Consider the following 24,764-nt stretch of genomic DNA (forward strand, 5'->3'; position numbering starts at 1 on the left):
GCATTTTTGAGCGAAGAAAATGCGGCACGAAGAGGTAGAGACCCCTGCGGTGAAGCGGGCCTTCGTCGTCGGGCATCCGATCGCCCATTCGCGCTCCCCCGTCATCCACGGGCACTGGCTCGCGGAGCACGGGATCGAGGGCAGCTACGAGCGGATCGACGTGGCGCCCGCCGATTTCCCCGCTTTCTTCGCGGGCCTACGGGAGGGTCGCCATGCCGGCGGCAACGTCACGATCCCGCACAAGGAGGCCGCCTTCCGGCTCGCCGACGACCTGAGCGAGACCGCCCGGCGCATCGGCGCCGTGAACACCCTCGTCGTCTCCGAGGACGGCCGCGTCCGTGGCGACAACACCGATGCGGCCGGCTTCATCGCGAACCTGCGCGAGAGCAAGGGGCTCGCGCCCGACGCCCCCCTCTCCGGGCAGGCGGTGGTGCTGGGGGCCGGGGGCACGGCGCGGGCGGTGGCGGTGGCGCTGCTCGATGCCGGCATCGGCACCGTCCTCGTCGCCAACCGCAACCTGGAGCGCGGCCGGGAGCTTGCCGCCATCGATCCCGCGCGCATCCGGCCGATCGGCTGGGACGGGATCGGCGCCCTGCTCCCGGAAACGACCTATCTCGTCAACACTACGCCTCTGGGGATGACCGGGCAGGCGCCCCTCGATCTCGACATCGCGCCGCTGCCCGGCGAGGCGGTGGTGGCCGACGTCGTCTACGCCCCCTTGGAGACGGCCCTGCTCGCGCGCGCCAGGGCGCTCGGCCTGCGCACCGCGGACGGGCTCGGCATGCTGCTGCATCAGGCCGTTCCGGGCTTCGAGGCGTGGTTCGGCGTGCGGCCCGCCGTGACCGACGCCCTGCGCCGGGCGGTGCTTGCAACCTTACGATCCTGAGCGCCGGCCGATGCCGCCCCGCCCCTCCCCCCTGATCCTCGGGCTCACCGGCTCCATCGGCATGGGCAAGTCCACGACGGCCGCGATCTTCCGCGACCTCGGGGTTCCGGTCCACGACGCGGATGCGGCCGTGGCCGATCTCTACCGGGCCGGCGGCGAGGTGGCGGGGCTGCTGGATGCGGCCTTTCCGGGGGTGCTCGCGCCGGACGGCGCGGTGGACCGGAGCGCGCTGCGCGCCGTCGTCACCGCCGACCCGGACAAGCTCGCCGAACTCGACGCCATCGTCCATCCGCGCGTCGGCGAGACGCGCCGGCGCTTCCTCGCGGAGCACGGAGAGACCCCCGTGGTCGTGCTGGACATCCCTTTGCTCTACGAGACCGGCAGCGACAGGGACTGCGACAGGGTCGCCGTGGTCAGCGCCCCCGCCGAGGTCCAGCGGGCGCGCGTGTTGTCGCGGGACGGCATGAGCCCGGCGCTCCTCGACGCGATCCTCGCCCGGCAGATCCCCGACGCGGAGAAGCGCGCCCGCGCCGATTACGTCATCGACACCGGCCAGGGCGTCCCGCACGCGGAAGCGCAGGTCCGGGCGATCCTGGACGACCTGCGGGACGCGCTTCGTTAGAGTCTATCCAGGAGAAGTGGGTCCCGGTTCTCCGTGATGCGTTCGGCCACGCGTGTCTCCCTCCCCCCTTTGCGGGGGAGGGTGGGCCTCGCGTCAGCGAGGGTCGGGAGAGGGGAGCGCGCGCTATCCGGCACTGTCGCTCCCCTCACCCGACCCGCTTCGCGGGCCACCCTCTCCCGCAGGGGGGAGAGGGGAGCCGGACGGGGCCGAACGCATCGACCGGAAACCGTATTAATCGGCCGGCCGACCCTCGAGGGCGGCGAGGCAGGCGCGGGCCGTGGCTTTCGGGTCGGCCGCCCGCATCAGCTCGCCCATCACCGCGACGCCAGCCGCGCCCGCCGCCATGCAGGGCGCGATGGTCCCAGAGGTGATTCCCCCGAGCGCGATCACCGGAAGGCCGAGAGCCGAAGCGGCGCGCAGGCCCTCGACCCCGAGGGCCGGACCGTAGCCCGGCTTGCTCGCGGTCTCGAAGACGGGGCTGAGCGTCGCGTAATCCGCACCTGCGGCGGCGGCCGCCGCGATGTCCGAGGGACCATGCGCTGAGATGCCGACGAGGGCTGCTTCCGGCAACAGGCGGCGCGCGGCCTCGACGGCGGGCGCACCCGACCCGCCGGGGAGATGGACCCCGTCGGCGCCGAGCGCCACCGCGAGCTCCGTGTCGCCGCCGACCGTCAGCCTGCCGCCGGCATGCCGGACGCAGACCGCCACGGCCTCCCCGAGCGCGAGGCGCCGGGCGGGCTCCATGTCCTTGTCGCGGAACCAGATCCAGCGCGCGCCGGCATCGAGCACCGCGCGCAGGGTGTCCACGAGATCGGCCTTCCCCGCGTGCCGATCGGTGACGACGAGCAGCGGCGAGGGCAGCCTCACGATCCCACCAGCCCGAGCTGCGGGCTCGACGGCTCGGCCCGGCCCCGTCGCGGGATGCGCCCGGCGAGATGGGCGTGGCGTCCCGCCTCCACCGCGTGGCGCATGGCGCGGGCCATCCGCACCGGATCGTCGGCCTTGGCCACCGCCGTGTTGAGCAGGCAGCCGGAGGCGCCGAGCTCCATGGCGATGACCGCATCGGAAGCCGTGCCTATGCCGGCATCGACGATCACCGGCACCTCGGCGCGGCGGCAGATCAGCTCGAGATTGGCCGGGTTGGCGACGCCCATGCCCGAGCCGATCAGCGAGCCCATGGGCATCACCGCCGCGCAGCCGATATCGGCGAGCCGCTGGCAGACGATGGGGTCATCATTGCAATAGGGCAGCACGGTGAAGCCGTCGTCCACGAGATGCCGGCAGGCGGCGATCAGCTCGGCGGCGTCGGGATAGAGCGTCTCGCGGTCGCCGATGACCTCGACCTTGATCCAGGTGGTGTCGAGGGCCTCGCGGGCGAGCTCGGCGGTCATGATCGCGTCGCGCGCCGTCTCGCAGCCGGCTGTGTTGGGCAGGAAGCGCCTGCCCTTCAGCATCTGCACGGTGTCCGAGCCGTGGCCCTGGAGCGAGACCCGGCGGATCGAGGCGGTGACGACCTCGGCGCCGGAGGCGGCGACCGCATCGCGCATGATCGCCTGGCTCGGATAGCCGGCGGTGCCGATGAACAACCGCGAGGACAAGCGGATGCCGGCGATGACGAGGGCGTCGTCGTCCGGAGCGCGAAGGGGCGTGACGGTGTCGTTCATGGCTCTCAACCTCCCTGCATGGCGCGCACGATCTCGATGCGGTCGCCCTCGCTCACCGGCGTCTGCGGCCAGTCCCTGCGGCGGACGACGCGCCCGTTGAGCGCGATGGCGATGCCCTGTGGGCTCTCGATGCCGGTCTCCTCGGCCTCGATGCGGAACAGGGCTTCGATATCGGCGGCCTCGCTCTCGCGGGGGGCGCCGTTGACGGTGAGCTTCATGCCGATGCCCTCAAGCTCCCCTGCCCGCCGAAACGGGCGCGTGAGAAGGGTCTCGCCATGTCCGGCAGCGCGCCCGTGGTGACGAGCTCGGCGACCGCATCGGCGGTGATCGGTGCCAGCAGATAGCCGTTGCGGTGATGCCCGGTGGCGGCGACGAGACCGGGCGCCAGCGCCTCGATGATCGGGGCGTCGTCGTCGGAGGTCGGCCGGTAGCCGCTCCACACGGCCTCCACCTCCATCTCCTCGATGCCCGGCAGCACCCGTCGCGCGCCTTCGAGCAGAGCGTAGAGGCCGCCGGCGGTGACGCCCGGCCGGAAGCCGCAATCCTCCACCGTGGCGCCGACGATGAGATGCCCGTCCGATTTCGGAGCGATATGGACCTGCTCGGTCCAGACCATGCCCGTGAGCGTTCCCGTGTGCCGCGTGGTGCGCAGCGCCAGCGATTGGCCCCTGAGGGGACGCACCGGCAGCGCCAGATGCTCCGGTAGCAGACCACCCTCGCCGCTCCAGGCTCCCGAGGCGACAATCACGATCCCGGCGGCCACCGGGCCGGAAGCGGTACGCACGCCGCAGACCCGGCCTCCCGCCCAATCGAGCCCCTCGACCGCACAGCCCTCGACCACCGCGACGCCCGCCGAGCGGCAGGCGGCGTCGAGAGCCGCCATCACCAGGCGCGGATCGACCTGATGATCGAGCGGGCAGAGGATGCCGGCGGTGACGGAGGGCCGCAGCATCGGCTCGCGCCGGCGCACGGCCTCCCCGCTCAGCCACTCCGCCGCGACGCCGGAGCGGCGCTGGAGATCGTGGCGGAAGCGCAGCCGCTCGACCTCGTCGCGCCCGATGGCGAGCACCAGGGTGCCGTCCTCGCGATAGTCGATGCCGATGCCGGAGGCCGCCTGAAGCGCATCGCGAAACGCCGGCCAGCGGTGCAGGCTTTCGATGGCGAGCGGCAGCAGCAGGTCGGAGCCCGGCTCGTGCTCGGCGGCCGGCGCGAGCATCCCCGTCGCCGCGAGGCTGGCGCCTGCCCCCACGCTCTCGCGCTCGATCACGGCCACGGACAGGCCCCGCCCGGCGAGCGTCCACGCCACGGACAGGCCGATCAGCCCCGCGCCGATCACGACCACGTCCGCCCGCTGCGGCAGCGCGGATCGGGGGGCGGTCGAGGCGGAGACGCGGCGCAGCCCGATCGGGCCGCCGGTGCCGGGAAAATCGACGGAAACCAAGGAACTCCTCCGCGGTGGCCCGCAGGGATCGGTTCCTTCAGCCCTCTTCGAGGATGCTGCGGGCCTCGAACGGCCCCGGTCCAATCCCTACGCCGGTGTGAACCGGATCAGGTTCGAAGGATTTCCGCGCCGCGCGACAAGACCGTCGCGCCCAGCGGTTTCTCAGCCCCTTGTCGGGGATCTCCCTGGAACACGCAGAGATGTGGCCCTAAGCGGGCACCCGGTCAACCCCGGAGCCGGCGCCGGGACGCGGCCGGCGCGCGCCCTTCTTCGGCCGGCGCGCCGGCCGGAAGACGCCGATCGCCTCGTCGAACCCGTCGAGCATGTGCTCGCCCAGCGGCTCCGGGTCGTCCCAGAGGAAGTCCACGAAGGGCTTCGACATCAGCAGCGGCTCGCCGAGCCGCCGGTTGAGCTGCGCCAGCCGGCTCGCGAGGTTCACGTCGCGGCCGATGACGGTGAAGTCGAGCCGCGCCCCCGAGCCGACATTGCCGTAGGCGGCCTCCCCGTGATGGAGGGCGATGCCCGCTGCCACCGGCGACTCGAAGCGGCCGAGCTCGTTCGCCTCGTCCAGCGCCGCGAGGGCGGCCTGCGCCGCCGTCAGCGCGCCCTTGGCGGCGCCGCCGAGATCATCCCCGGTCTCGCGGAAAATCGCGAGCAGTCCGTCGCCGAGATATTTCAGCACCTCGCCGCCCTCCCGCTCGATCGCCGGGACGAGGCAGTCGAAGAAGATGTTCAGGAGGTCCACCGCCTCCTCCGGCGTCATCACGGCGGTGGTGCGGGTGTAGTCGCGCATGTCGGCGAAGAAGATCGCCGAGCGGATGCGCTGGACATGCCCCCGGCGGATCGCGCCGGAGAGGATCGCCTTGTGCGGCTCGTCGCCGACATAGATGCGCAGCACATGGTCGAGCTGCTTGTTGACGATGCGCATCTCCATCACCGCCGCCAGCGTCGGCATGATGAAGCGCAGGATGGCGATGTCCTCGTCGCGGAATCCGTCCTCGGCGCGGGTGGCGAAGGTGATGCCGTTCTTGTTGCCGTGGGTGAAGATCACCGGCGCGACGATGTAATGCGTGTAGCCGCCGGCCTTCAGCTCCGGGATGACCGCATAGGTATCGTCCGGGGTCTCCGCGAGGTCGAGGATCAGCCACTGCCCCGTCTCGTGGACCGTGAAGAACGGGCTCTCGCGATAGGCCCTGTCGGAGGCTTCGCCATGCGGAAACAGCCGCACGGTGGTGCCGCCCTCGCGGGTCCAGAACCGGCCGACGCCGGAATATTCCGAATGCAGGGTGTCGATGGCGGTGCTCGCCCGGTCGACCGGCACGTCGACCCGGTTCAGCCGCTCCGCGAGCCCGGCCAGCAGGTCGTCCGCCTTCTCCAGGCGAACGCCCTCGCTCAGCATCCAGTCGCGGATCGCGACGCATTCCTGAAGCAGCCCGAAGGGAACGTCGTCGGCCTCCGAGCCGTCGGCGTCGGCGGTCGGAGGCTGGGGCGTTTTTGAGCCTCTGTGGAGCATATGGCCAAGATGGGTGCGGGGAACCGGGAGGCAAGGATCGGGACGATGAGGATCGTGACGAGCGGCGGCCTCCGGGGACGATTTCGGTCGAGTCGTTCGACGGTAGCCGATTCTCCGCAGGCGTTCCACTTATGTTCCGACCGGACGTCGCGGCGGGCCGAAAGCAATGCCGGCAACCGAACGGCGACCGGCGGACAACGCCACGAACGGACCGGGTGCGCCATGGAGCGCGAGACATCGCCCGGCCGCCTCGAGAGTATCGCGATGGAGTCCGACGGCCAGGACACAGAGAACGGTTGCGGCCGGTCCGGATTCGGGCCGGCCGCGTCATCTCAGTTGTCGAGGAAGCTCCTCAGCTTGCGGCTGCGCGAGGGATGCTTGAGCTTGCGCAGCGCCTTCGCCTCGATCTGGCGGATGCGCTCGCGCGTCACCGAGAATTGCTGGCCGACCTCCTCGAGGGTGTGGTCGGTGTTCATGCCGATGCCGAAGCGCATGCGCAGCACACGCTCCTCGCGCGGCGTCAGCGAGGCGAGAACGCGCGTCGTCGTCTCGCGCAGATTGCTCTGGATCGCCGCGTCGATGGGCAGGACGACGTTCTTGTCCTCGATGAAGTCGCCGAGATGCGAATCCTCCTCGTCGCCGATGGGCGTCTCCAGGGAAATCGGCTCCTTGGCGATCTTGAGGACCTTCCGGACCTTCTCCAAAGGCATGGCCAGCTTCTCGGCCAGCTCCTCCGGGGTCGGCTCGCGGCCGATCTCGTGCAGCATCTGGCGCGAGGTACGGACGATCTTGTTGATCGTCTCGATCATGTGCACCGGGATGCGGATGGTGCGGGCCTGGTCGGCGATGGAGCGGGTGATGGCCTGCCGGATCCACCAGGTCGCGTAGGTCGAGAACTTGTAGCCGCGCCGGTACTCGAACTTGTCGACGGCCTTCATCAGGCCGATATTGCCCTCCTGGATCAGGTCCAGGAACTGCAAGCCGCGGTTGGTGTACTTCTTGGCGATGGAGATCACGAGCCGGAGATTGGCCTCGATCATCTCCTTCTTGGCCTGACGGGCTTCGCGCTCGCCCTTCTGGACCATGTTGACGATCTTGCGGTACTCGCCGATCTGGAGGCCGGTCTCGGAGGCGAGCGTCAGGATCTGCTCGCGCAGGCGCGCGACCTCTCCTGAGCCCTTCTCGACGAGGTTCTTCCAGCCCTTGCCGCCGAGGGTGCCGACGCGGGCCATCCAGTTCGGGTCGAGCTCCCAGCCCTGGTAGTGGCGCAGGAACTCGTCGCGGGCGACACCATGGCTCTCGGCGTAGCGCATCAGCCGCCCCTCGTGGGAGATGAGGCGCTTGTTGATGTCGTAGAGCTGCTCGACCAGCGCCTCGATGCGGTTGTTGTTGAGCGACAGCGACTTCACCTCGCCGACGACGATGTCCTTGAGGTCGCCCTGCTTGCGCTCGCCGCCGGCCACCGGCTGGCCACCGGCCGCCTTGAGGTCGGAATCCTCGTTCTGGAGCTTGCGCAGCTTGCGGTAGTTGTTGGCGATGGCGTCGAAGGTCTCGAGCACGCGCGGCTTGATCTCGGCCTCCATGGCCGCGAGCGAGACGTTGTTCTCCATGTCGTCGTCGTCGTCGCCGCCCTCGGGCGCGGCCGGCTCGGCCTCGTCGCCCTCCTCGGATTCCTCGCCGTCGGCGGCGACCTGGGGCGCGTTCTTGGCATCGGGGCCCGCATAGGTGGCCTCGAGATCGATGATGTCGCGCAGGAGGACCTTGCCCTCCACCAGCTCGTCGCGCCAGATGATGATGGCCTGGAAGGTCAGCGGGCTCTCGCACAGGCCCGCGATCATCGCCTCGCGCCCGGCCTCGATGCGCTTGGCGATGGCGATCTCGCCCTCGCGGGAGAGCAGCTCCACCGAGCCCATCTCGCGCAGATACATGCGCACCGGGTCGTCGGTACGGTCGGTGGGCTCCTTGGCGGTGGTCTCGCGCACGGCGACCGCGCGGGCCGGGGCGACCTCGGCCACCTCGGTCCCCTCGCCGCCTTCCTCGTCGTCCGCGCCCTCGGCGTTCGCCGGACGCTCGGAGGCGTTCTCGTCGGTCTCCTCGGCCTCGACGACGTTGATGCCCATCTCGGAGAGCTGGGCGAGCACGTCCTCGAGCTGGTCGGGATCCGACTGCCCCTCCGGCAGGACCTCGTTGACCTCCTCATAGGTGATGTAGCCGCGCTTCTTGGCGAGCTTCACCATCCGCTTGACCGAGGCATCCGTCAGGTCGAGCAGCGGGCCATCCGTCTGCTGCTCCGGAGCGGTGTCCGCATCGTCCCGTTCAGTTGCCTTCGTCGCCATGCTCAGCCTATTGTTTCGTGGCGGCGAAACGGGGACCCGCTTCCCCGAAGCCGCAAATGCCGTTGGCGCGTCGCCGCCCAGCGGGCCGCTCGCGCCGTTCCTGTCCCTCGGTATGCAAGCGAGACGCTTGACCGACTGTTAACCACGCGGGCACGCGTAACCGTCGCGCTACCCCGCTCCCGGCCTTTGCACGAGCTTCAGTCGTTGGTCGAGTCGGTCGACTCAGGCAAGCCCGCGTCGGTCTCGGCTCCGGCGATCACCGCCAAGCGCTCCTTGACGTCGCAGAGCCACGCGAAATTGGCCTCGGTTTCCTCTTCGACCAATGCCCGCTCGGCCTGCTTGAGTTCGCTATTTAGCGCGCCCGCCTTACGGTGCAAGATCACGGCCTGCCTCAACGCGTCATCCAATCGCAGGGGGTCGGCGAAGGGATCGAGCGCCCAGCGGTCGCCGGGCCGCACCCTGGCGGCGAGGCGGGCGGCCGCTCCGTCGAGCCCGACCCGGACGAGGCGCGTCTCCAGAACCTCCGCCACCCCTTCGTCGCCCTCGGCGGCGCGGTCGAGCAGGAAGGAGCGCAGCGCCACGGCGTCGGCATCCTCGAAATCGAGTTCGGCCAGCACCTCCTCCTGCGCGCCGAGGAGATCGGGATGGGCGAGGAGGCTCGCGACGATCATCGCCTCGCGCACGTTGCCGGTGCCCGAGAAGCCGGAGGAGCGCGCGAGCAGCGGGCTCGGCCCCCCCGTCAGCCGGGGCGACGGCGGCGGATCGCCGGGCCTCGGCCGCCGCCGGAAAGCCCCCTCCCCGCCCGTACCGCCACGCATGGCAGCCGCGCGCGGGGACAGACCACGCAGCCGTTCCTCGATCTCGTCGCGGTAGTAGCGCCGCACGGTCTCGTCGCGAATCACGGCGACCGTGTCCCGGATCCCGCGCGCGAGCCCGGCGCGGCGCTCGGGCGTATCCGCCGATCCGGTCTCGAGGGCGCGGGTCCAGAGCAGCTCCACGAGGGGCTTTGCCGCCTCCAGCACCTTGCTCACGGCCGAAGAGCCGCCGGAGCGCAGGAGATCGTCCGGGTCCTGGCCCCCGGGCAGGAGCGCGAAGCGCAGCGACTTACCGGGCTCCAGCATCGGCAGCGCCACGTCCAGCGCCTTGTAGGCGGCGCGCTGCCCGGCCTTGTCGCCGTCGAAGCAGAGGATCGGCTCGTCGGCATGGCGCCAGAGCAGCGCGAGCTGCTCCTCGGTGAGCGCCGTGCCGAGGGAGGCGACCGTGTTCGGATGCCCCGCCAGCGTCATGGCGATGGTGTCGACATAGCCCTCGACGGCGACGATCGTCCCGCGCTCATGCGCGGCCTTGCGGGCCTGATGGATGTTGTAGAGCCCCAGCCCCTTATGGAAGAGCGGCGTCTCGGGCGAGTTCAGGTACTTGGCCTTCGCATCCGCCTGCATGGCCCGGCCGCCGAAGGCGATGACGCGGCCGCGGATGTCGCAGATCGGGAAGATGACGCGGTCGCGGAAGCGGTCATAGGGGACGGCGATGTCCTCGCCCGACACCAGCAGGCCGAGCTCGCCCATCAGCTCCTTCTCGACGTCCTTGGCGGCGAGATGGTCGCGCAGGGTGTAGCGGCCGGGCGGCGCGTAGCCCATGCGGAAGCGCGCCTGGACCTCGGGCCCGAGCCCGCGCTTGTCGAGATAGGCGCGCGCCGCCGCCCCGGCGGATCCGCGCAGCTGATCCTCGAAGAAGACGGCCGCCATCTCCATGACCTCGATGGCGCCGCGCCGCTTGCTCTCCATGGCCCGCGTGTCGGCGGAGGGCGCCGGCAGCGAGACGCCGGCCTCTCCGGCGAGCCGCTCGACGGCCTCGGGGAAGCTCAAGCCCTCCGTCTCCATCAGGAAGGTGAAGACGTCGCCGTGCTTGCCTGAGGAGAAGCAGTGGTAGAACTGCTTCTGGTCGTTCACGTAGAAGGACGGCGTCTTCTCGGAATTGAACGGCGACAGTCCGCGCCACTCGCGGCCCGCCTTCTTCAGCCGGACGCGGCGGCCGATCACGTCGGAGGCCGGCAGGCGCGTGCGGATCTCTTCGAGGATGTGGGGCGGGTAGCGCACGACGGACCTGCGGCGACGTCTGACCGCCGACTATACCGCGCCGGGCGACCCGGAGTCCCGCCTCTCCGCGTTCGCCCGAATCGGCCTCGGGATTGCGTGCAGAACCACGGATGCCCGTCGCATCCGTGGCCGGAGCGCGTCAGCCGCCGGCGAGGGCCGCCTTCACCAGCCCGCTGGCTTTGCCGAAATCCATGCGGCCGGCGAACTTCCCCTTCAGCACGGCGATGACCTTGCCCATGTCCTTCGGGCCGGCGGCGCCGGTCTCGGCGATGGCCGCGTCGATGGCGGCCTTGGTCTCGGCCTCGTCCATCTGCTGCGGCAGGAAGCCGGCGACGATGGCGGCTTCCGCGCGCTCGGTCTCGGCGAGCTCGGGCCGGCCGCCCTGCTCGTAGACGGTCGCGGTCTCGGTGCGCTGCTTGATCATCTTCTGGAGCAGCGAGAGGATGTCCTCCTCGCCGATCTGCTCCTTGCCGGCGCCGCGCGCCTCGATGTCGCGCTCCTTCAGCGCGGCAAGAATCATGCGGACGGTGCCGAGCTTGGGCTTGTCGCCGGCCTTCATGGCCTCCTTCATCTCGGCCGTCAGGCGCTCACGCAGCGACATGGAATTCCTCGTTTCATAAAACGCTCGGGCCTCCCGCGCGCCGCGCGGGTTGAGGCCGACCGGCACCGGGGCCACATTGACCCTGTCGCGGCCCGCTCGCTATGAGCGCCGCAACCATCGAGCCGCCCAGGCGCGCCCTGCGCGCCGGGTCCGGCCGGACATAAGCGAGATCGAGCCGATGCTGCAAGACGAAGGCGCCCCCGCGCACCCCGCGCCCTCGCCCGCTCCCTGGTCGGAGCCCGTGGCGACCGCCCTCCTCGTGCTCGCCGACGGCACGATGCTCGAAGGCTTCGGCATCGGCCAGACCGGCGTGGCGGACGGCGAGGTCTGCTTCAACACCGCCATGACGGGCTACCAGGAGATCCTGACGGACCCGTCCTATGCCGGGCAGATCGTGACCTTCACCTTCCCGCATATCGGCAATGTCGGCACCAACGACGAGGACCTGGAGAGCCTCGAGGCGGCCCCGGCCTCCGGCGTGCGCGGCTGCGTGATCGCGGCGGCGGTGACCCAGCCCTCGAACTGGCGCTCGTCGAGCCATCTCGACGCCTGGCTGAAGGCGCGCGGCATCGTCGGCATCACCGGGGTCGACACCCGCGCCCTCACCGCGCTGATCCGCGACCACGGCATGCCGAACGCCGTCATCGCCAACGATCCGCAGGGCAACTTCGACCGCGAGGCGCTCAAGAGCCGCGCCGCCGCGCTCGCGCCCATGGAAGGGCTCGACCTCGTGCCCCCCGTCACCAGCAGGAACCGCTCGGAGTGGTCGCAGACGGTGTGGGCGCTGAAGGGCGGCTACGGCAACCGGCCCGCCGGCAGCGGCCACCGGGTCGTCGCCATCGATTACGGCGTGAAGCGCAACATCCTGCGGCTCCTCGCCGAGGCCGGCTGTGACGTCACCGTCGTGCCCGCCACCACCAGCGCCGAGGATATTTTGGCGCTCAAGCCCGACGGCGTGTTCCTGTCGAACGGACCCGGCGATCCGGCCGCGACCGGAGAATACGCGGTGCCGGTGATCCGCGCGCTGCTCGACGCCAAGGTGCCGACCTTCGGCATCTGCCTCGGCCACCAGCTCATGGGCCTGGCGCTCGGCGGCCGCACCGTGAAGATGCCGCAGGGCCACCACGGCGCGAACCATCCGGTGAAGGACAAGACCACCGGCAAGGTCGAGATCGTCTCGATGAACCACGGCTTCGCCGTCGACCCGAAGAGCCTGCCGGCGACGGCGGTGGAGACCCATGTCTCGCTCTTCGACGGCTCGAATTGCGGACTGACCCTCACAGACCGTCCGGCCTTCTCGGTGCAGCACCACCCGGAGGCCTCCCCCGGCCCGCGCGACAGCCACTACCTGTTCGAGCGCTTCGTGGCGCTGATGCGCGAAGGCAAGCCGGAAACGGTCTGAGCCTTCGCGGCGGCGCGTCACAAAAAACGCAGGATTCGCCTGCATTCCGACGACACCCGCGAACGGCGACGCCTCTTCGACGAGCGCCGGCGGGATCTTGTCGGGATCGGGGCTGCCGGATGACATTCGACGACGCGCGCGACGACTTCTCGCGGATGCACCGGATCTTCACTTTCCATTTCGGCGTCGCCGTGGGCCTGTCCTGGATGACGGCGCTCTACGCCGCCTGCTACGCCCCCTGGGTGCGCAACATCCGCGCCCTGATCGAGCCCGGCGCGGCGCTCGACCGCGTGGAGAGCACCTGGTCCTTCCTGTTCGCCATGCCGGCGGTGCTCACCATCGCCTGGGTCTCGGTGTTCTTCGGGCGCGAGGTGCTGCGCCGGACGCAGACCCTGCGGAACGTCGCGCTCGAATTCGCCGCCGCGGCCGTGGTGGCCTTCGGGATGTTCTACCTCTCCATCGACCGCGCGGTGGCGGCGCTCTACGCCGGCCTCTGACACCGCCCCCGGAACCGTTTCCGGCCCGAAGGCGGAGGCGCCTCGCCTACTTCGCCTCGGCCTGGGCCAGGAGCGGCTCGAAGCGCTTGGCGGCGAGCTTGCCGTGCTGCACGGCCTTGGCCGCTTCGAGATTGTCGAGCTTGGTGCCGACCACGATCACGCCGACCATCCCCATAATGTAGTGCGGCGCGCATTTGACGCCGTAGACGCCCTCCTTCTCGAAGACGACGGTCTCGTCCTTGCCGACGGTGGTCTTGATCGGCGTCGCGCCCTCCGGCGCCATGCCCTTCACGGTCTCGACGTTGTGGCCCTTGTCGGTGGCCAGGAACTTCACGCTGTCGCCGGGCGCGATCTTCACGAAGGACGGCTCGAACACCATCGATCCGCCGGGGCCGCTGTTGAGCATCTTCATGGTGACCTCGGCCGCGAGGACGGGCGTTGCGGCGGCCAGGCAAAGGGTCGTCGCGGCAAGGAGCGTTCTGAGACGGGCCATACGTTTCCTCGAATGATTCTCGACTATGGACGACGCTCGGCGTCGCGATTTTTGCCTACAAATATTTGCAATTACGATCAATATCGCTGCAAATATTGATAAATGGAATAATTCCATCTCCAGACGACGTAGGGCGGCCGCCCCGCCCACGCCCTTTCAAACCCGGTCGGCTGCGTGTAAACGCGGGGCCTGACGAACATCCGAGCGCCTGCGCCACCCTTCGAGAGCCCGGCTTCACGCCGGAGCGGCTTTCGAGGGGGCGGACGCGCGCGAGCTTCAAGAACAAGGCGCCCGATGCCCAAGCGCACCGACATCACCTCGATCCTGATCATCGGCGCGGGGCCGATCATCATCGGGCAGGCCTGCGAGTTCGACTATTCCGGCACCCAGGCCTGCAAGGCGCTGCGCGAGGAGGGCTACCGGATCGTCCTCGTGAACTCGAACCCCGCGACCATCATGACCGACCCGGACATGGCGGACGCGACCTATGTCGAGCCGATCACGCCGGAGATCGTCGCCAAGATCATCGAGAAGGAGCGTCCCGACGCCATCCTGCCGACCATGGGCGGCCAGACCGCGCTGAACTGCGCGCTCTCGCTCCAGAGGATGGGCGTGCTCGACAAGTTCGGCGTCCAGATGATCGGCGCGACGGCGGAGGCCATCGACAAGGCCGAGGACCGCCACCTCTTCCGCGACGCCATGACCAAGATCGGCCTGGAGACGCCGAAATCGGCGCTGGCCAACGCCTCGGGCGCCAAGAAGGCCGACCGCGAGAAGTATCTGGCCGAGGTCGCCCGCATCGAGGCGGCCAATGCCGATCCGGCCGAGCGCGCGGCCGCGCTCGCGGCCTTCGAGAAGAAATGGCACTCGGGCGAGAGCGAGCGGCGCAAGCGCTACGGCGAGCACGCCATCGGGCAGGCGCTGATCGCGCTGGCCGAGGTCGGCCTGCCGGCGATCATCCGCCCCTCCTTCACCATGGGCGGCACCGGCGGCGGCATCGCCTACAACCGCGAGGAATTCCTCGACATCGTGGAGCGCGGCATCGACGCCTCGCCGACGAACGAGGTCCTGATCGAGGAGAGCGTGCTCGGCTGGAAGGAGTACGAGATGGAGGTCGTCCGCGACAAGGCGGACAACTGCATCATCGTCTGCTCCATCGAGAACGTCGACCCGATGGGCGTGCACACGGGCGATTCCATCACCGTCGCCCCGGCGCTGACGCTGACCGACAAGGAATACCAGATCATGCGCGACGCCTCGCTGGCGGTGCTGCGCGAGATCGGCGTCGAGACCGGCGGCTCGAACGTCCAGTTCGCCATCGACCCGGCCACCGGCCGGATGATCGTCATCGAGATGAACCCGCGCGTCTCGCGCTCGTCCGCGCTCGCCTCGAAGGCGACGGGCTTCCCCATCGCCAAGGTCGCGGCCAAGCTCGCCGTTGGCTACACGCTGGACGAGATCGCCAACGACATCACCGGCGGCGCGACCCCGGCCTCGTTCGAGCCGACCATCGACTACGTCGTCACCAAGATCCCGCGCTTCGCCTTCGAGAAGTTCCCCGGCGCCGAGCCTACGCTCACCACCGCCATGAAGTCGGTGGGCGAGGCCATGGCCATCGGCCGCAGCTTCGCGGAATCGTTGCAGAAGGCGCTGCGCTCCCTGGAAACGGGGCTCACCGGCCTCGACGAGATCGAGATCGAGGGGCTCGGCAAGGGCGACGACCACAACGCCATCAAGGCCGCCATCGGCACGCCGACGCCGGACCGTCTGCTGAAGGTCGGGCAGGCGCTGCGCCTCGGCATCAGCCACGAGGAGGTGCATGCCTCCTGCAAGATCGACCCGTGGTTCCTGGAGCAGCTCCAGGCCATCGTCGATCTCGAGAAGCGCGTGAAGGCCCACGGCCTGCCGACCACGCCCGGTGCCTTCCGCCAGCTCAAGGCGGCGGGCTTCTCCGACGCGCGCCTCGCGGTGCTGGCCGGCAAGCAGGACGACGAGGTGACGGCGCTTCGCAAGTCGCTCGGCGTGCGGCCGGTGTTCAAGCGCATCGACACCTGCGCGGCCGAGTTCAAGGCGCCCACCGCCTATATGTACTCGACCTATGTCGCGCCCTTCGCCGGCACGGTGGCCGACGAGGCGCTGCCGTCGGACAAGAGGAAGGTCGTCATCCTCGGCGGCGGCCCGAACCGCATCGGCCAGGGCATCGAGTTCGACTATTGCTGCTGCCACGCCTGCTTCGCGCTCACCGAGGCCGGCTATGAGACCATCATGGTCAACTGCAACCCGGAGACGGTCTCCACCGACTATGACACCTCCGACAGGCTCTATTTCGAGCCGCTGACTCAAGAAGACGTTCTCGAGATCATCGAGACCGAGCGGCAGAACGGCACGCTCCACGGCGTCATCGTGCAGTTCGGCGGGCAGACGCCCCTGAAGCTCGCCCGCGCGCTGGAAGCGGCCGGCGTGCCGATCCTCGGCACCTCCCCCGACGCCATCGACCTCGCCGAGGACCGCGACCAGTTCAAGCGGCTCCTCGACAAGCTCGGGATGAAGCAGCCGAAGAACGGTATCGCCTATTCCGTCGAGCAGGGGCGCCTGGTGGCGGCCGATCTCGGCCTGCCCTTCGTGGTGCGCCCGAGCTATGTGCTCGGCGGCCGGGCCATGGCGATCATCCGCGACGAGACCCAGTTCGCCGACTACCTGCTCGATACCCTGCCGAGCCTGATCCCGTCCGAGGTCAAGGCCCGCTACCCCAACGACAAGACCGGCCAGATCAACACGGTGCTGGGCAAGAACCCGCTCCTGTTCGACCGCTACCTGTCGGACGCGGTGGAGGTCGACGTGGACGCGGTCTGCGACGGCAAGGACGTCTTCATCGCCGGCATCATGGAGCATATCGAGGAGGCCGGCATCCATTCCGGCGATTCCGCCTGCTCGCTGCCGCCGCGCTCGCTCTCCCCCGAAATCATGGCGGAGCTCGAGCGACAGACCAAGGCCATGGCGCTGGCGCTCAAGGTCGGCGGTCTGATGAACGTCCAGTACGCCATCAAGGACGGCGTCATCTACGTGCTGGAGGTGAACCCGCGCGCCTCGCGCACGGTGCCCTTCGTCGCCAAGGTCATCGGCGAGCCCATCGCCAAGATCGCGGCCCGCGTCATGGCGGGCGAGCCGCTGGCCGATTTCGGGCTGACGCCGAAGAGCCTCTCTCACATTGCCGTGAAGGAGGCGGTGTTCCCCTTCGCGCGCTTCCCCGGCGTCGACGTGCTGCTCGGGCCCGAGATGCGCTCCACCGGCGAGGTCATCGGCCTCGACACGGGCTTCGGCGTCGCCTTCGCCAAAAGCCAGCTCGGCTCGGGCACCCAGGTGCCGCGCGAGGGCACCGTCTTCGTCTCGGTGCGCGACGCCGACAAGGATCGCATCCTGCCGGCCATCCGCTCACTGTCCGAGATCGGCTTCACGGTGCTGGCCACCGGCGGCACGCAGCGCTTCCTGGTGGAGAACGGGGTGCCGGCCCAGCGCATCAACAAGGTGCTGGAAGGCCGCCCGCACGTCGTCGATTCCATCAAGAACGGCGACGTGCAGCTCGTCTTCAACACCACCGAGGGGGCGGGCGCGCTCTCAGACTCGCGCTCGCTGCGGCGGGCGGCCCTCTTGCATAAAGTGCCGTACTACACCACTCTAGCCGGCGCGATGGCGGCGGCCGAAGGCATCCGAGCCTATCTCGGAGACGACCTTCAGGTGCGGGCCTTGCAGGATTATTTCGCGGCCTGAGCCGAACAAGCAGCGGGTGCTTCGAGCCCCCGCGGCTCGGGATCATTTTATCTGGCCCGGAGGGAACAGCGTCGTTCCCGGCCGGGCCTCTTCGTTGTGGCGCGAGACGATGAGCATAGACAAGGTTCCGATCACGGTGCGCGGCTTCGCTGCCATGGAGGAGGAGCTCAAGCACCGCCAGCAGGTCGAGCGGCAGCGCATCGTCGCCGCCATCGCCGAGGCGCGCGCCCATGGCGACCTCTCCGAGAACGCCGAGTATCACGCCGCCAAGGAGGCCCAGTCCCACAACGAGGGGCGGGTGCTGGAGCTGGAGAGCATGATCTCGCGCGCCGAGATCATCGACGTGACCAAGCTCTCGGGCGACAAGATCAAGTTCGGCGCCACGGTGAAGCTCGTCGACGACGATACCGAGGAAGAGAAGACCTACCAAATCGTCGGCGAGCCCGAGGCCGATGTGCACAAGGGCCGCGTCTCCATCACCTCCCCCATCGCGCGGGCGCTGATCGGCAAGAGCGTCGGCGACACGGTCGAGGTCACGACGCCCGGCGGCGGCAAGTCGTACGAGGTCGTCGGGATCCGCTTCGGCTGATCCGGCGCGCCGTGAGCTTTTTTCGCATGCGTCCGCTCCGGCTTGCCGGCCTGCTCGGACTGACGCTCGTCGCCGGACCCGTCTCCGCCCAGGAGCGGGCCGGCGGCAGCTTCGCCAGCCTCGCCGCCGGCGGCTATTCCGACCTGCGCGTCGACGTGCGCCCGTTCCTTGCCCTCGGCGGCGGGGCGCAGGCTGAGGCGCTGCGGGCCGATCTGACGGCCGCCCTCCGGCGCAGCTTCGCCGATCGCATCGGCGGGCGCGGCCCCGCCCTCGTCGTCGTGGTGAAATCCCTGTCGATGCGTCCCTATTCGGGCGGCCAGGGCGGCGGACGCGGCTTCGGCGGCGGCGGCAGCCAGACGGACTATCTCGACGGCGAAGCGCTGCTCGTCGGCCGCGGCGGCGCGGTGCTGGCGCGGCATCCGCAGCTTACGGCGACGCCGGCGAGCTACGGTGGCGCCTGGTACGATCCCGATTCCGAGCGGCGGCGGGTGACGGCCATCGCCGACATCTATGCCGAATGGCTGCGCCGGGCGCTCCCGGCGGACTGACGATGAGCCACAGCGACACCGCCGGGCCCGTCGCGGGTCCGGGGCAGGCCCCCGCGCTGCCCGACCTGCCGCACGCCCGCGCCTGGATCGTGACCGACGGCAAGGCCGGCGACGAGAACCAGTGCGTCGGCGTCATCGAGACGCTGGGCCTCGCCTACGAGACCCGCCGCATCCCGGCGACCGGTCCCTTCGGCTGGACGGCGCCCTGGGGGCCGATCGACCCGCGACAGGGGCCGAGGCGCCGCGACGGCGCGCTCGCCGGCCCGTTTCCCGACATCCTGCTCGCATCGGGGCGGCGCTCGGTGCCGTATCTGCGCGCGGTGCGGAAGGCCACGGGCGGCAAAACCTTCACCGCCTTCCTCAAGGATCCGCGCACCGGGCACGACAGCGCGGACTTCATCTGGGTGCCGGATTACGACGACCTGCGCGGGCCCAACGTCTTCACCACCCTCACGGCGCCCCATCTCGTCACGAGCGCGCGGCTCGCCGCCGCCCGCGCCCTGCCCGATCCCCGGCTGACCGCCCTCGAAGGGCGGCGGGTGGCCGTGCTGATCGGCGGCGACAGCCGGCATCTCAGCTACCGCAAAGCCGACATGCGCCGGCTGGTGGCCGATCTGCGCAAGCTCGCCGGGAGCGGCTGCCGCCTGATGGTGACGGTCTCGCGCCGCACCCCGGTGGCGCTGCGCGACGCCGTGCGCCAGCTCGTCGCCGACACGGGCGGCTTCTTCTGGGAGGGAGGCACCGAGCCGAACCCCTATGTCGACATGCTGGCGCTGGCCGAGACGGTGGTCGTCACCTCCGATTCCGCCAACATGGTCAGCGAGGCGGTGAGCACCGGCGTGCCGGTCCTGCTGTTCGACCTGCCGCGCACCTATATCAGGCACCGGCGGATGTTTGCCGGCCTCGCCATGGGCGGCGCGCTGAAACCCTTCGTTGGAAAGCTCGAAATCCTGTCCTACGAGCCCATCGACGCCACGCCCGTGGTCGCAGAGGCCCTGGCGGACGCCTACCGGGCGCATCGCGCGCGGCGTTAACTGCCTCAGAGGAAACCGGAAGCCATGGCCCATACCCATGCCAAGCTGATCGTCATCGGGTCGGGCCCGGCCGGCTACACGGCCGCGATCTACGCCGCCCGCGCCATGGTGAAGCCCCTGCTGATCTCGGGCCTCCAGCCCGGCGGCCAGCTCACCATCACCACGGATGTCGAGAACTATCCGGGCTTCGCCGAGGCCATCCAGGGCCCCTGGCTGATGGAGCAGATGCGCGCCCAGGCCGAGCATGTCGGCACCACGATCCTCTCGGAATACATCACGCGGGTCGACCTGAAGGCTCGGCCCTTCCGGCTGGAGGCCGATTCCGGCGAGACCTATTCCTGCGACGCGCTCATCATCGCCACGGGCGCCCAGGCGAAGTGGCTCGGGCTTCCCTCCGAGACGAAGTTCCAGGCGGGCGGCGTCTCGGCCTGCGCCACCTGCGACGGGTTCTTCTATCGCGGCAAGGAGGTCGTGGTGGTCGGCGGCGGCAACACCGCCGTCGAGGAGGCGCTCTACCTCGCCAACATCGCCGCGAAGGTGACGGTGGTGCATCGCCGGGGCGAGTTCCGGGCGGAGCGCATCCTTCAGGAGCGCCTGTTCAAGCACCCGAACGTCGCCGTGCGCTGGCACCGCACCGTCGAGGAGATCTGCGGCGTCGAGAGCCCGGCGCCGAGCGTCACCCATATCCGCCTGAAGGACACCGCCACGGGCGCGGTGGAGGAGCTGAGGACCGACGGCGTCTTTGTCGCCATCGGCCATAGCCCCGCCACGGCCCTGTTCGAGGGGCAGCTCCCCTTCCGGCACGGCGGCTACCTCGCCGTGAAGCCGGGCACCGCCGAGACCGAGATTCCGGGGGTCTTCGCCGCGGGCGACGTCACCGACGACGTCTACCGCCAGGCGATCACCGCCGCCGGCATGGGCTGCATGGCCGCGCTGGAGGCGGAGAAGTTCCTCGCCAATCTCGACATCGGCGAGAGCCCCCGGCAGGCCGCGGCGGAATAACCGGTCGAAGGCGGCGAAATTCTTCGCCGCCGGTCTTGCCTTTCGGCCACTCCCGCTTCCAAGAGAGATCCCCTATGCTTCGGCTGCATGGCTGATGCCGATCCCTCGGCGGGAGACGATGGCGTGGACTGGGACAAGATCCGGATCTTCCTGAACGTCGCGGAAGCGGGCAGCTTCACCAAGGCCGGCGACGACATCGGGTTGAGCCAGTCGGCGGTGAGCCGCCAGATCAGCGCCCTGGAGCGTGAGCTGAAGGCGCCCCTGTTCCACCGCCACGCCCGCGGCCTGATCCTCACCGAGCAGGGCGACCTGCTGTTCCGCGCCGCGCGGGACATGAAGCTGCGGCTCGAGAACACCCAGGCCCGCCTCGTCGAGACCAGCGAGCGCCCCACGGGCGACCTCAAGGTGACGACGACGGTGGGGCTCGGCGCGGCCTGGCTCGCGCAGCGGGTGGCCGAGTTCCTCGACCTCTACCCGGACGTGCGCATCGAGCTGATCCTGACCAACGAGGAGCTCGATCTCGCCATGCGCGAGGCCGACATCGCCATCCGCATGCGGCGTCCCTCGCAGCCGGACCTGATCCAGCGGCGGTTGTTCACGGTCCATTACCACGCCTTCGCCAGCAAGGAGTACGTGCAGCGCTTCGGCGAGCCGACCACCATCGCCTCGCTGGACGAGCACCGGCTGGTCTCCTTCGGCGGCAACGAGCCGTCCTACCTGCTGGCGACGCATTGGCTCGCCAGCGTCGGGCGCGAGGCCGGCGACCGCCGGCCGATCCACTTCACCGTCAACAACATCGCCGCGCTCCAGCGCGCCATGGAGAGCGGGGCCGGCATCGGCATCCTGCCGGACTATGCGCTCGACGGCACCTCGAACCTCGTCCAGGTGCTGCGCGAAAGCGAGATGCCGAGCCTGGAGAGCTATCTCGTCTATGCCGAGGAGATGCGCTCGGTCGCCCGCGTGCAGGCGTTCCGCGATTTCCTGGTGTCCAAGGCCCAACGCTGGACGTATTGAGGGCGCGCAAAACGGCGTCGGCCCGACATCCGGCACAGCCGCTGCGTCAAAAAACGATCCGACAGGGTGGATTCTATGAATTTCGTAAGACTTGCGCTGATGGCTTTGTGCTGCGTGACTGCGTGCGAGGTATCGGCTCAGCCGCTTGCCCAGGAGAAACCGGCGGGAAACCTCGACAGCAAGAAGAACAACGCCGCCAAGATCGCCGGGCTGGTGGGCTTCGTGAATGTCTCCTGCGACGCGCTTCGCACGGACCCCGAGCGCTTCAAGGACGTGATCGGCAGCATGGGCGTCACCCTGACCGATCTCGATCAGGGCGAGCTGATGCTGAAGGCCCGCTCCTATCTCGACGCCTATCGCCAGGACATCCCGGCGAGCTGCAAGCGCGCGACCGAGCTGTTCGGACCGGACGGCAAGGTGGTTCCGGGCCTCGTCCTGCCCAAGTAGTCCGCCCAGAGTAACGCCGGTGGGAGAACCCCGGCGCCGGATCGGGGTCAGACGAACAGCCGCTCCTTCTCCAGCCCCTTGTAGAGACCGGCGACCTGCTCGCCATAACCGTTGTAGATCAGGGTCGGCACGCGGTTGTCGGTGCCGAGCACGCGCTCGCTCGCCTGGCTCCAGCGCGGATGCGGCACCGCCGGGTTCACGTTGGCCCAGAAACCGTACTCGGAGGCTTGCAGCCCTTCCCAGAAGGTCTTCGGGCGCTCGGCCACGAAGGAGATCCGCGTCAGCGACTTGGCCGACTTGAACCCGTATTTCCACGGCACGGCGAGGCGGATCGGCGCGCCGAACTGGTTCGGCAGCGGCTTGCCGTAGACGCCGGTGACCATGAAGGCGAGATCGTTGCCGGCCTCCTCCAGGGTCAACCCCTCGACATAGGGCCAGGGATAGAAGAACTGCCGCTGCCCCGGCGCCACGGCCTTGTCGAGGAAGGTCTCGAACCGGATGTATCTCGCCCCCGAGGCGGGGTTGGCCAGCGCCACCAGCTTCGCGAGCGGGAACCCGGTCCAGGGCACCGCCATGGACCACGCCTCGACGCAACGGTGCCGATAGAGCCGCTCCTCGAGCCCCATCTTCCTCACGAGATCGTCGACGCCGATCTCGAAGGGCTTCTCCACCAGCCCGTCGATCCTGACGGTCCAGGGCCGGGTCTTGAGGGCGTCGGCTGCCGGCAGCACGGTCTTCGAGGTGCCGAACTCGTAGAAGTTGTTATAGGCGCCGCTGGACGCCTCCGGCGTCACCGGCCGGTCGAGGGTGTAGGCACCGTTGCGGGGCGCCGGATAGGCAGATCCCGTCTCCGCCGCCGCGAGGGCCGGGCCTCGCCCGAGCAGGCTTCCCGCGATCAGGCCGCCGGCGGCCCCGAGCAGGGCGCGCCGGTAGAGGAAGACGTCTTCCGGCGTGGCGAGGCGCTCGGGCATGTCCCAGGCGCGGCGCGGCTTGATGAGCATGGTCGTCTCCTCGATCGGGCCGCGATGCCGCCCCGGCATGCCTTTCGGCGAAAGGCGCTGCCGGGTTACGCCGCTCAGGCCGCCGGGGTTTCCCCGTCGCGCAGGAGCCGCCGCAGGACCTTGCCCACATTGGTCTTCGGCAAGGCGTCGTGGAAGATCACCTTCCGGGGCACCTTGTAGGCCGTGAGCTGCTCGCGCGCGTGGAGGCGAATCGCCTCGGCGGTCACGCTCTTGTCCTTCAGGACGATGTGGGCCACCACCGTCTCGCCGGTCTCCACCGAGGGCGCCCCCACCACGGCGCATTCGAGGATGCCGGGATGGCAGGCGAGCACATCCTCGACCTCGTTCGGGTAGACGTTGAACCCCGAGACGATGATCATGTCCTTCATCCGGTCGACGATGCGGACCTGCCCGTCGGGCGCCATCACCGCCACGTCGCCGGTGCGGAAGAAGCCGTCCGCCGTGGTCGCCTTCGCGGTCTCGTCAGGGCGCTTCCAGTAGCCCTTCATCACCTGCGGGCCCTTCACGCAGATCTCCCCTGCCGCCCCGAGCGGGACCGGCATCCCGTCCGCATCGCGGATCGAGACCTCGGTCGAGGAGAGGGGGAAGCCGATGGTGCCCGACCATGCCTTCAGCCGGTAGGGGTTCACGCAGACCACCGGCGAGGTCTCCGAGAGACCGTAGCCCTCGATGATGACGTGCCCCGTCACCTCCTGCCAGCGCGTCGCGACGGCCTTCTGCACGGCCATGCCGCCCGCCACGACGTAATCGATCTTCGAGAAGTCGACGGTGCCGATCTTCGGGTGGTTCACCAGCATGTTGAAGAGCGTGTTCACCCCGGCGAAATGGGTGAAGCGCGATCCGGCCAGCGTCTTGACGAAGCCGTCGCAGTCGCGCGGGTTCGGGATCAGCAGGCAGGTGCCGCCGATGCGCATGAAGAAGAAGAAGCAGCAGGTGAGCGCGAAGATGTGGTAGAGCGGCAGCGCCGTCACCATGGTGCGCCGGATCTCGGTATCCGTGGCGTTGAACCAGACCTGGCTCTGGACCACGTTGGCCATGATGTTGCGGTGGGTCAGCATCGCGCCCTTGGCGATGCCCGTGGTACCGCCGGTATATTGCAGGAAGGCGATATCGTCCTGCGTGACGGACACCTTCGGCTTCGGCAGCTTGCGGCCGGCGCCGACGACGGCATCGAAGCGGGTGACGAGGGCCGGCGGAAGCGCGTAGGCGGGCACCGCCTTCTTGAGATGGCGCGAGGCCAGCGTGATCAGGCGGCCCTTCAGCCGGAGCCCGTCGCCGGGGGCGGCGACGACGATGCGCTCCAGCGGCAGGCCGGTGAGCGACGCGGCGGCCGTGTGCGCAAAATTCTCCAGTACGAACAGCGCCTTGGCGCCCGAATCGGAAAGCTGCGCGGCAAGCTCGCGCGGGGTATAGAGCGGGTTGACGTTGACCACGGTGCAGCCCGCCGCCAGCACTCCGAACAGCGCGATCGGATAGGCCGGCACGTTCGGCATCATGATCGCGACGCGGTCGCCCTTGCCGATCCCCTGCGCCGCGAGCCACGCCGCCACCGCGCGGGCATCCGCGCCGAGCTGCCGGTAGGTCAGGGACGAGCCGAAGCAGGTGATGGCCTGCCGGTCGGCGAAGGCGGCGGTACTGGTCTCGAACAGATCGGCCAGGGTGCCGAGGGAATCGACGTCGATGTCTTGGGGCACGCCCGGCGGATAATCCGCCAGCCACGGCCGGGGCGCTCTGTAATCCTGGATCACGACGATCCTCCCTGACGGTGCGGCATGATCTGCCACATCCT

22 protein-coding genes and 1 riboswitch are annotated in these 24,764 nt (G+C 69.5%); of the genes, 11 read left to right on the forward strand and 11 right to left on the reverse strand.

Features of this window, described 5'->3' with window-relative positions; translation table 11 throughout:
- Positions 1-19: 19 nt before the first annotated feature.
- Together ACP56T_RS03840 and coaE are read left to right on the forward strand one after the other, a co-directional pair.
- Positions 20-886, forward strand: coding sequence for a shikimate dehydrogenase (locus tag ACP56T_RS03840; RefSeq protein ID WP_430910779.1), 867 nt, complete (start codon positions 20-22; stop codon positions 884-886).
- Between the two features lie 10 nt (positions 887-896).
- Complete coding sequence (gene coaE / locus ACP56T_RS03845; RefSeq protein WP_430910780.1) at positions 897-1,508, forward strand: dephospho-CoA kinase; 612 nt, start codon at positions 897-899, stop codon at positions 1,506-1,508.
- A 231-nt stretch (positions 1,509-1,739) separates the two neighbouring features.
- Here coaE and ACP56T_RS03850 read toward each other — a convergent pair whose 3' ends face one another.
- The 8 genes from ACP56T_RS03850 to ACP56T_RS03885 form a co-directional block, all read right to left on the reverse strand.
- Positions 1,740-2,375, reverse strand: a complete 636-nt coding sequence (locus ACP56T_RS03850) for a thiamine phosphate synthase (RefSeq protein ID WP_430910781.1) — start codon at positions 2,373-2,375, stop codon at positions 1,740-1,742.
- Positions 2,372-3,172 (reverse strand): thiazole synthase, encoded by an 801-nt coding sequence (gene thiG, locus ACP56T_RS03855; protein ID WP_430910782.1) that lies wholly within the window; start codon positions 3,170-3,172, stop codon positions 2,372-2,374. Before thiG ends, ACP56T_RS03850 begins: the two co-directional genes overlap by 4 nt.
- Positions 3,173-3,177: 5 nt before the next feature.
- Positions 3,178-3,390: a sulfur carrier protein ThiS gene (gene thiS, locus ACP56T_RS03860; RefSeq protein WP_430910783.1), complete on the reverse strand. Its 213-nt coding sequence runs from the start codon at positions 3,388-3,390 to the stop codon at positions 3,178-3,180.
- Entirely contained in the window at positions 3,387-4,613 is a 1,227-nt protein-coding gene (thiO, locus tag ACP56T_RS03865; protein WP_430910784.1) for a glycine oxidase ThiO, read from the reverse strand. Before thiO ends, thiS begins: the two co-directional genes overlap by 4 nt.
- Positions 4,614-4,679: 66 nt before the next feature.
- Positions 4,680-4,809: riboswitch (TPP riboswitch) on the reverse strand.
- Positions 4,810-4,821: 12 nt separating this feature from the next.
- Positions 4,822-6,126 carry an adenylate/guanylate cyclase domain-containing protein gene (locus tag ACP56T_RS03870; protein WP_430910785.1) on the reverse strand — a complete coding sequence of 435 codons (1,305 nt, stop codon included), beginning with the start codon at positions 6,124-6,126 and terminating at the stop codon, positions 4,822-4,824.
- A gap of 332 nt (positions 6,127-6,458) precedes the next feature.
- On the reverse strand, positions 6,459-8,462 hold the full coding sequence (gene rpoD, locus ACP56T_RS03875; protein ID WP_430910786.1) for an RNA polymerase sigma factor RpoD: 2,004 nt from the start codon (positions 8,460-8,462) through the stop codon (positions 6,459-6,461).
- Positions 8,463-8,659: 197 nt separating this feature from the next.
- On the reverse strand, positions 8,660-10,558 hold the full coding sequence (gene dnaG / locus ACP56T_RS03880) for a DNA primase (protein ID WP_430910787.1): 1,899 nt from the start codon (positions 10,556-10,558) through the stop codon (positions 8,660-8,662).
- Positions 10,559-10,697: 139 nt separating this feature from the next.
- On the reverse strand, positions 10,698-11,159 hold the full coding sequence (locus ACP56T_RS03885) for a GatB/YqeY domain-containing protein (protein WP_430910788.1): 462 nt from the start codon (positions 11,157-11,159) through the stop codon (positions 10,698-10,700).
- Positions 11,160-11,337: 178 nt separating this feature from the next.
- Between ACP56T_RS03885 and carA the strand changes: the two genes are divergently transcribed.
- Both carA and ACP56T_RS03895 read left to right on the forward strand, forming a co-directional pair.
- The gene (carA, locus tag ACP56T_RS03890) at positions 11,338-12,561 is read left to right on the forward strand and encodes a glutamine-hydrolyzing carbamoyl-phosphate synthase small subunit (RefSeq protein WP_430910789.1); all 1,224 of its coding nucleotides are present in this window, start codon (positions 11,338-11,340) and stop codon (positions 12,559-12,561) included.
- Between the two features lie 119 nt (positions 12,562-12,680).
- The gene (locus ACP56T_RS03895) at positions 12,681-13,058 is read left to right on the forward strand and encodes a hypothetical protein (RefSeq protein WP_430910790.1); all 378 of its coding nucleotides are present in this window, start codon (positions 12,681-12,683) and stop codon (positions 13,056-13,058) included.
- 46 nt (positions 13,059-13,104) lie between these two features.
- Here ACP56T_RS03895 and ACP56T_RS03900 read toward each other — a convergent pair whose 3' ends face one another.
- Positions 13,105-13,551, reverse strand: coding sequence for a pseudoazurin (locus ACP56T_RS03900; RefSeq protein WP_430910791.1), 447 nt, complete (start codon positions 13,549-13,551; stop codon positions 13,105-13,107).
- 294 nt (positions 13,552-13,845) lie between these two features.
- On the opposite strand from ACP56T_RS03900, the gene carB reads away from it, so the two are divergent.
- The 7 genes from carB to ACP56T_RS03935 all read left to right on the forward strand — a co-directional run bounded on the left by carB (position 13,846) and on the right by ACP56T_RS03935 (position 21,953).
- Entirely contained in the window at positions 13,846-17,319 is a 3,474-nt protein-coding gene (gene carB / locus ACP56T_RS03905; protein ID WP_430910792.1) for a carbamoyl-phosphate synthase large subunit, read from the forward strand.
- A gap of 115 nt (positions 17,320-17,434) precedes the next feature.
- Positions 17,435-17,908 carry a transcription elongation factor GreA gene (gene greA / locus ACP56T_RS03910; protein ID WP_430910913.1) on the forward strand — a complete coding sequence of 158 codons (474 nt, stop codon included), beginning with the start codon at positions 17,435-17,437 and terminating at the stop codon, positions 17,906-17,908.
- A gap of 26 nt (positions 17,909-17,934) precedes the next feature.
- Complete coding sequence (locus ACP56T_RS03915; RefSeq protein ID WP_430910793.1) at positions 17,935-18,456, forward strand: hypothetical protein; 522 nt, start codon at positions 17,935-17,937, stop codon at positions 18,454-18,456.
- 2 nt (positions 18,457-18,458) lie between these two features.
- Entirely contained in the window at positions 18,459-19,490 is a 1,032-nt protein-coding gene (locus ACP56T_RS03920; protein ID WP_430910794.1) for a mitochondrial fission ELM1 family protein, read from the forward strand.
- A gap of 24 nt (positions 19,491-19,514) precedes the next feature.
- Positions 19,515-20,492 carry a thioredoxin-disulfide reductase gene (trxB, locus tag ACP56T_RS03925; protein ID WP_430910795.1) on the forward strand — a complete coding sequence of 326 codons (978 nt, stop codon included), beginning with the start codon at positions 19,515-19,517 and terminating at the stop codon, positions 20,490-20,492.
- A 123-nt stretch (positions 20,493-20,615) separates the two neighbouring features.
- Entirely contained in the window at positions 20,616-21,506 is an 891-nt protein-coding gene (locus ACP56T_RS03930; protein WP_430910796.1) for a LysR family transcriptional regulator, read from the forward strand.
- A gap of 114 nt (positions 21,507-21,620) precedes the next feature.
- Complete coding sequence (locus ACP56T_RS03935) at positions 21,621-21,953, forward strand: hypothetical protein (RefSeq protein ID WP_430910797.1); 333 nt, start codon at positions 21,621-21,623, stop codon at positions 21,951-21,953.
- A 47-nt stretch (positions 21,954-22,000) separates the two neighbouring features.
- Here the strand turns inward: ACP56T_RS03935 and msrP are convergent, their stop codons facing one another.
- A complete protein-coding gene (gene msrP, locus ACP56T_RS03940; protein WP_430910798.1) occupies positions 22,001-22,954 on the reverse strand; it encodes a protein-methionine-sulfoxide reductase catalytic subunit MsrP in 954 nt (317 codons plus the stop codon).
- Between the two features lie 74 nt (positions 22,955-23,028).
- Positions 23,029-24,723 (reverse strand): AMP-binding protein, encoded by a 1,695-nt coding sequence (locus ACP56T_RS03945; RefSeq protein ID WP_430910799.1) that lies wholly within the window; start codon positions 24,721-24,723, stop codon positions 23,029-23,031.
- Positions 24,724-24,764: the final 41 nt, after the last annotated feature.

Source organism: Methylobacterium endophyticum, assembly GCF_050591105.1.
GTDB lineage: Bacteria > Pseudomonadota > Alphaproteobacteria > Rhizobiales > Beijerinckiaceae > Methylobacterium.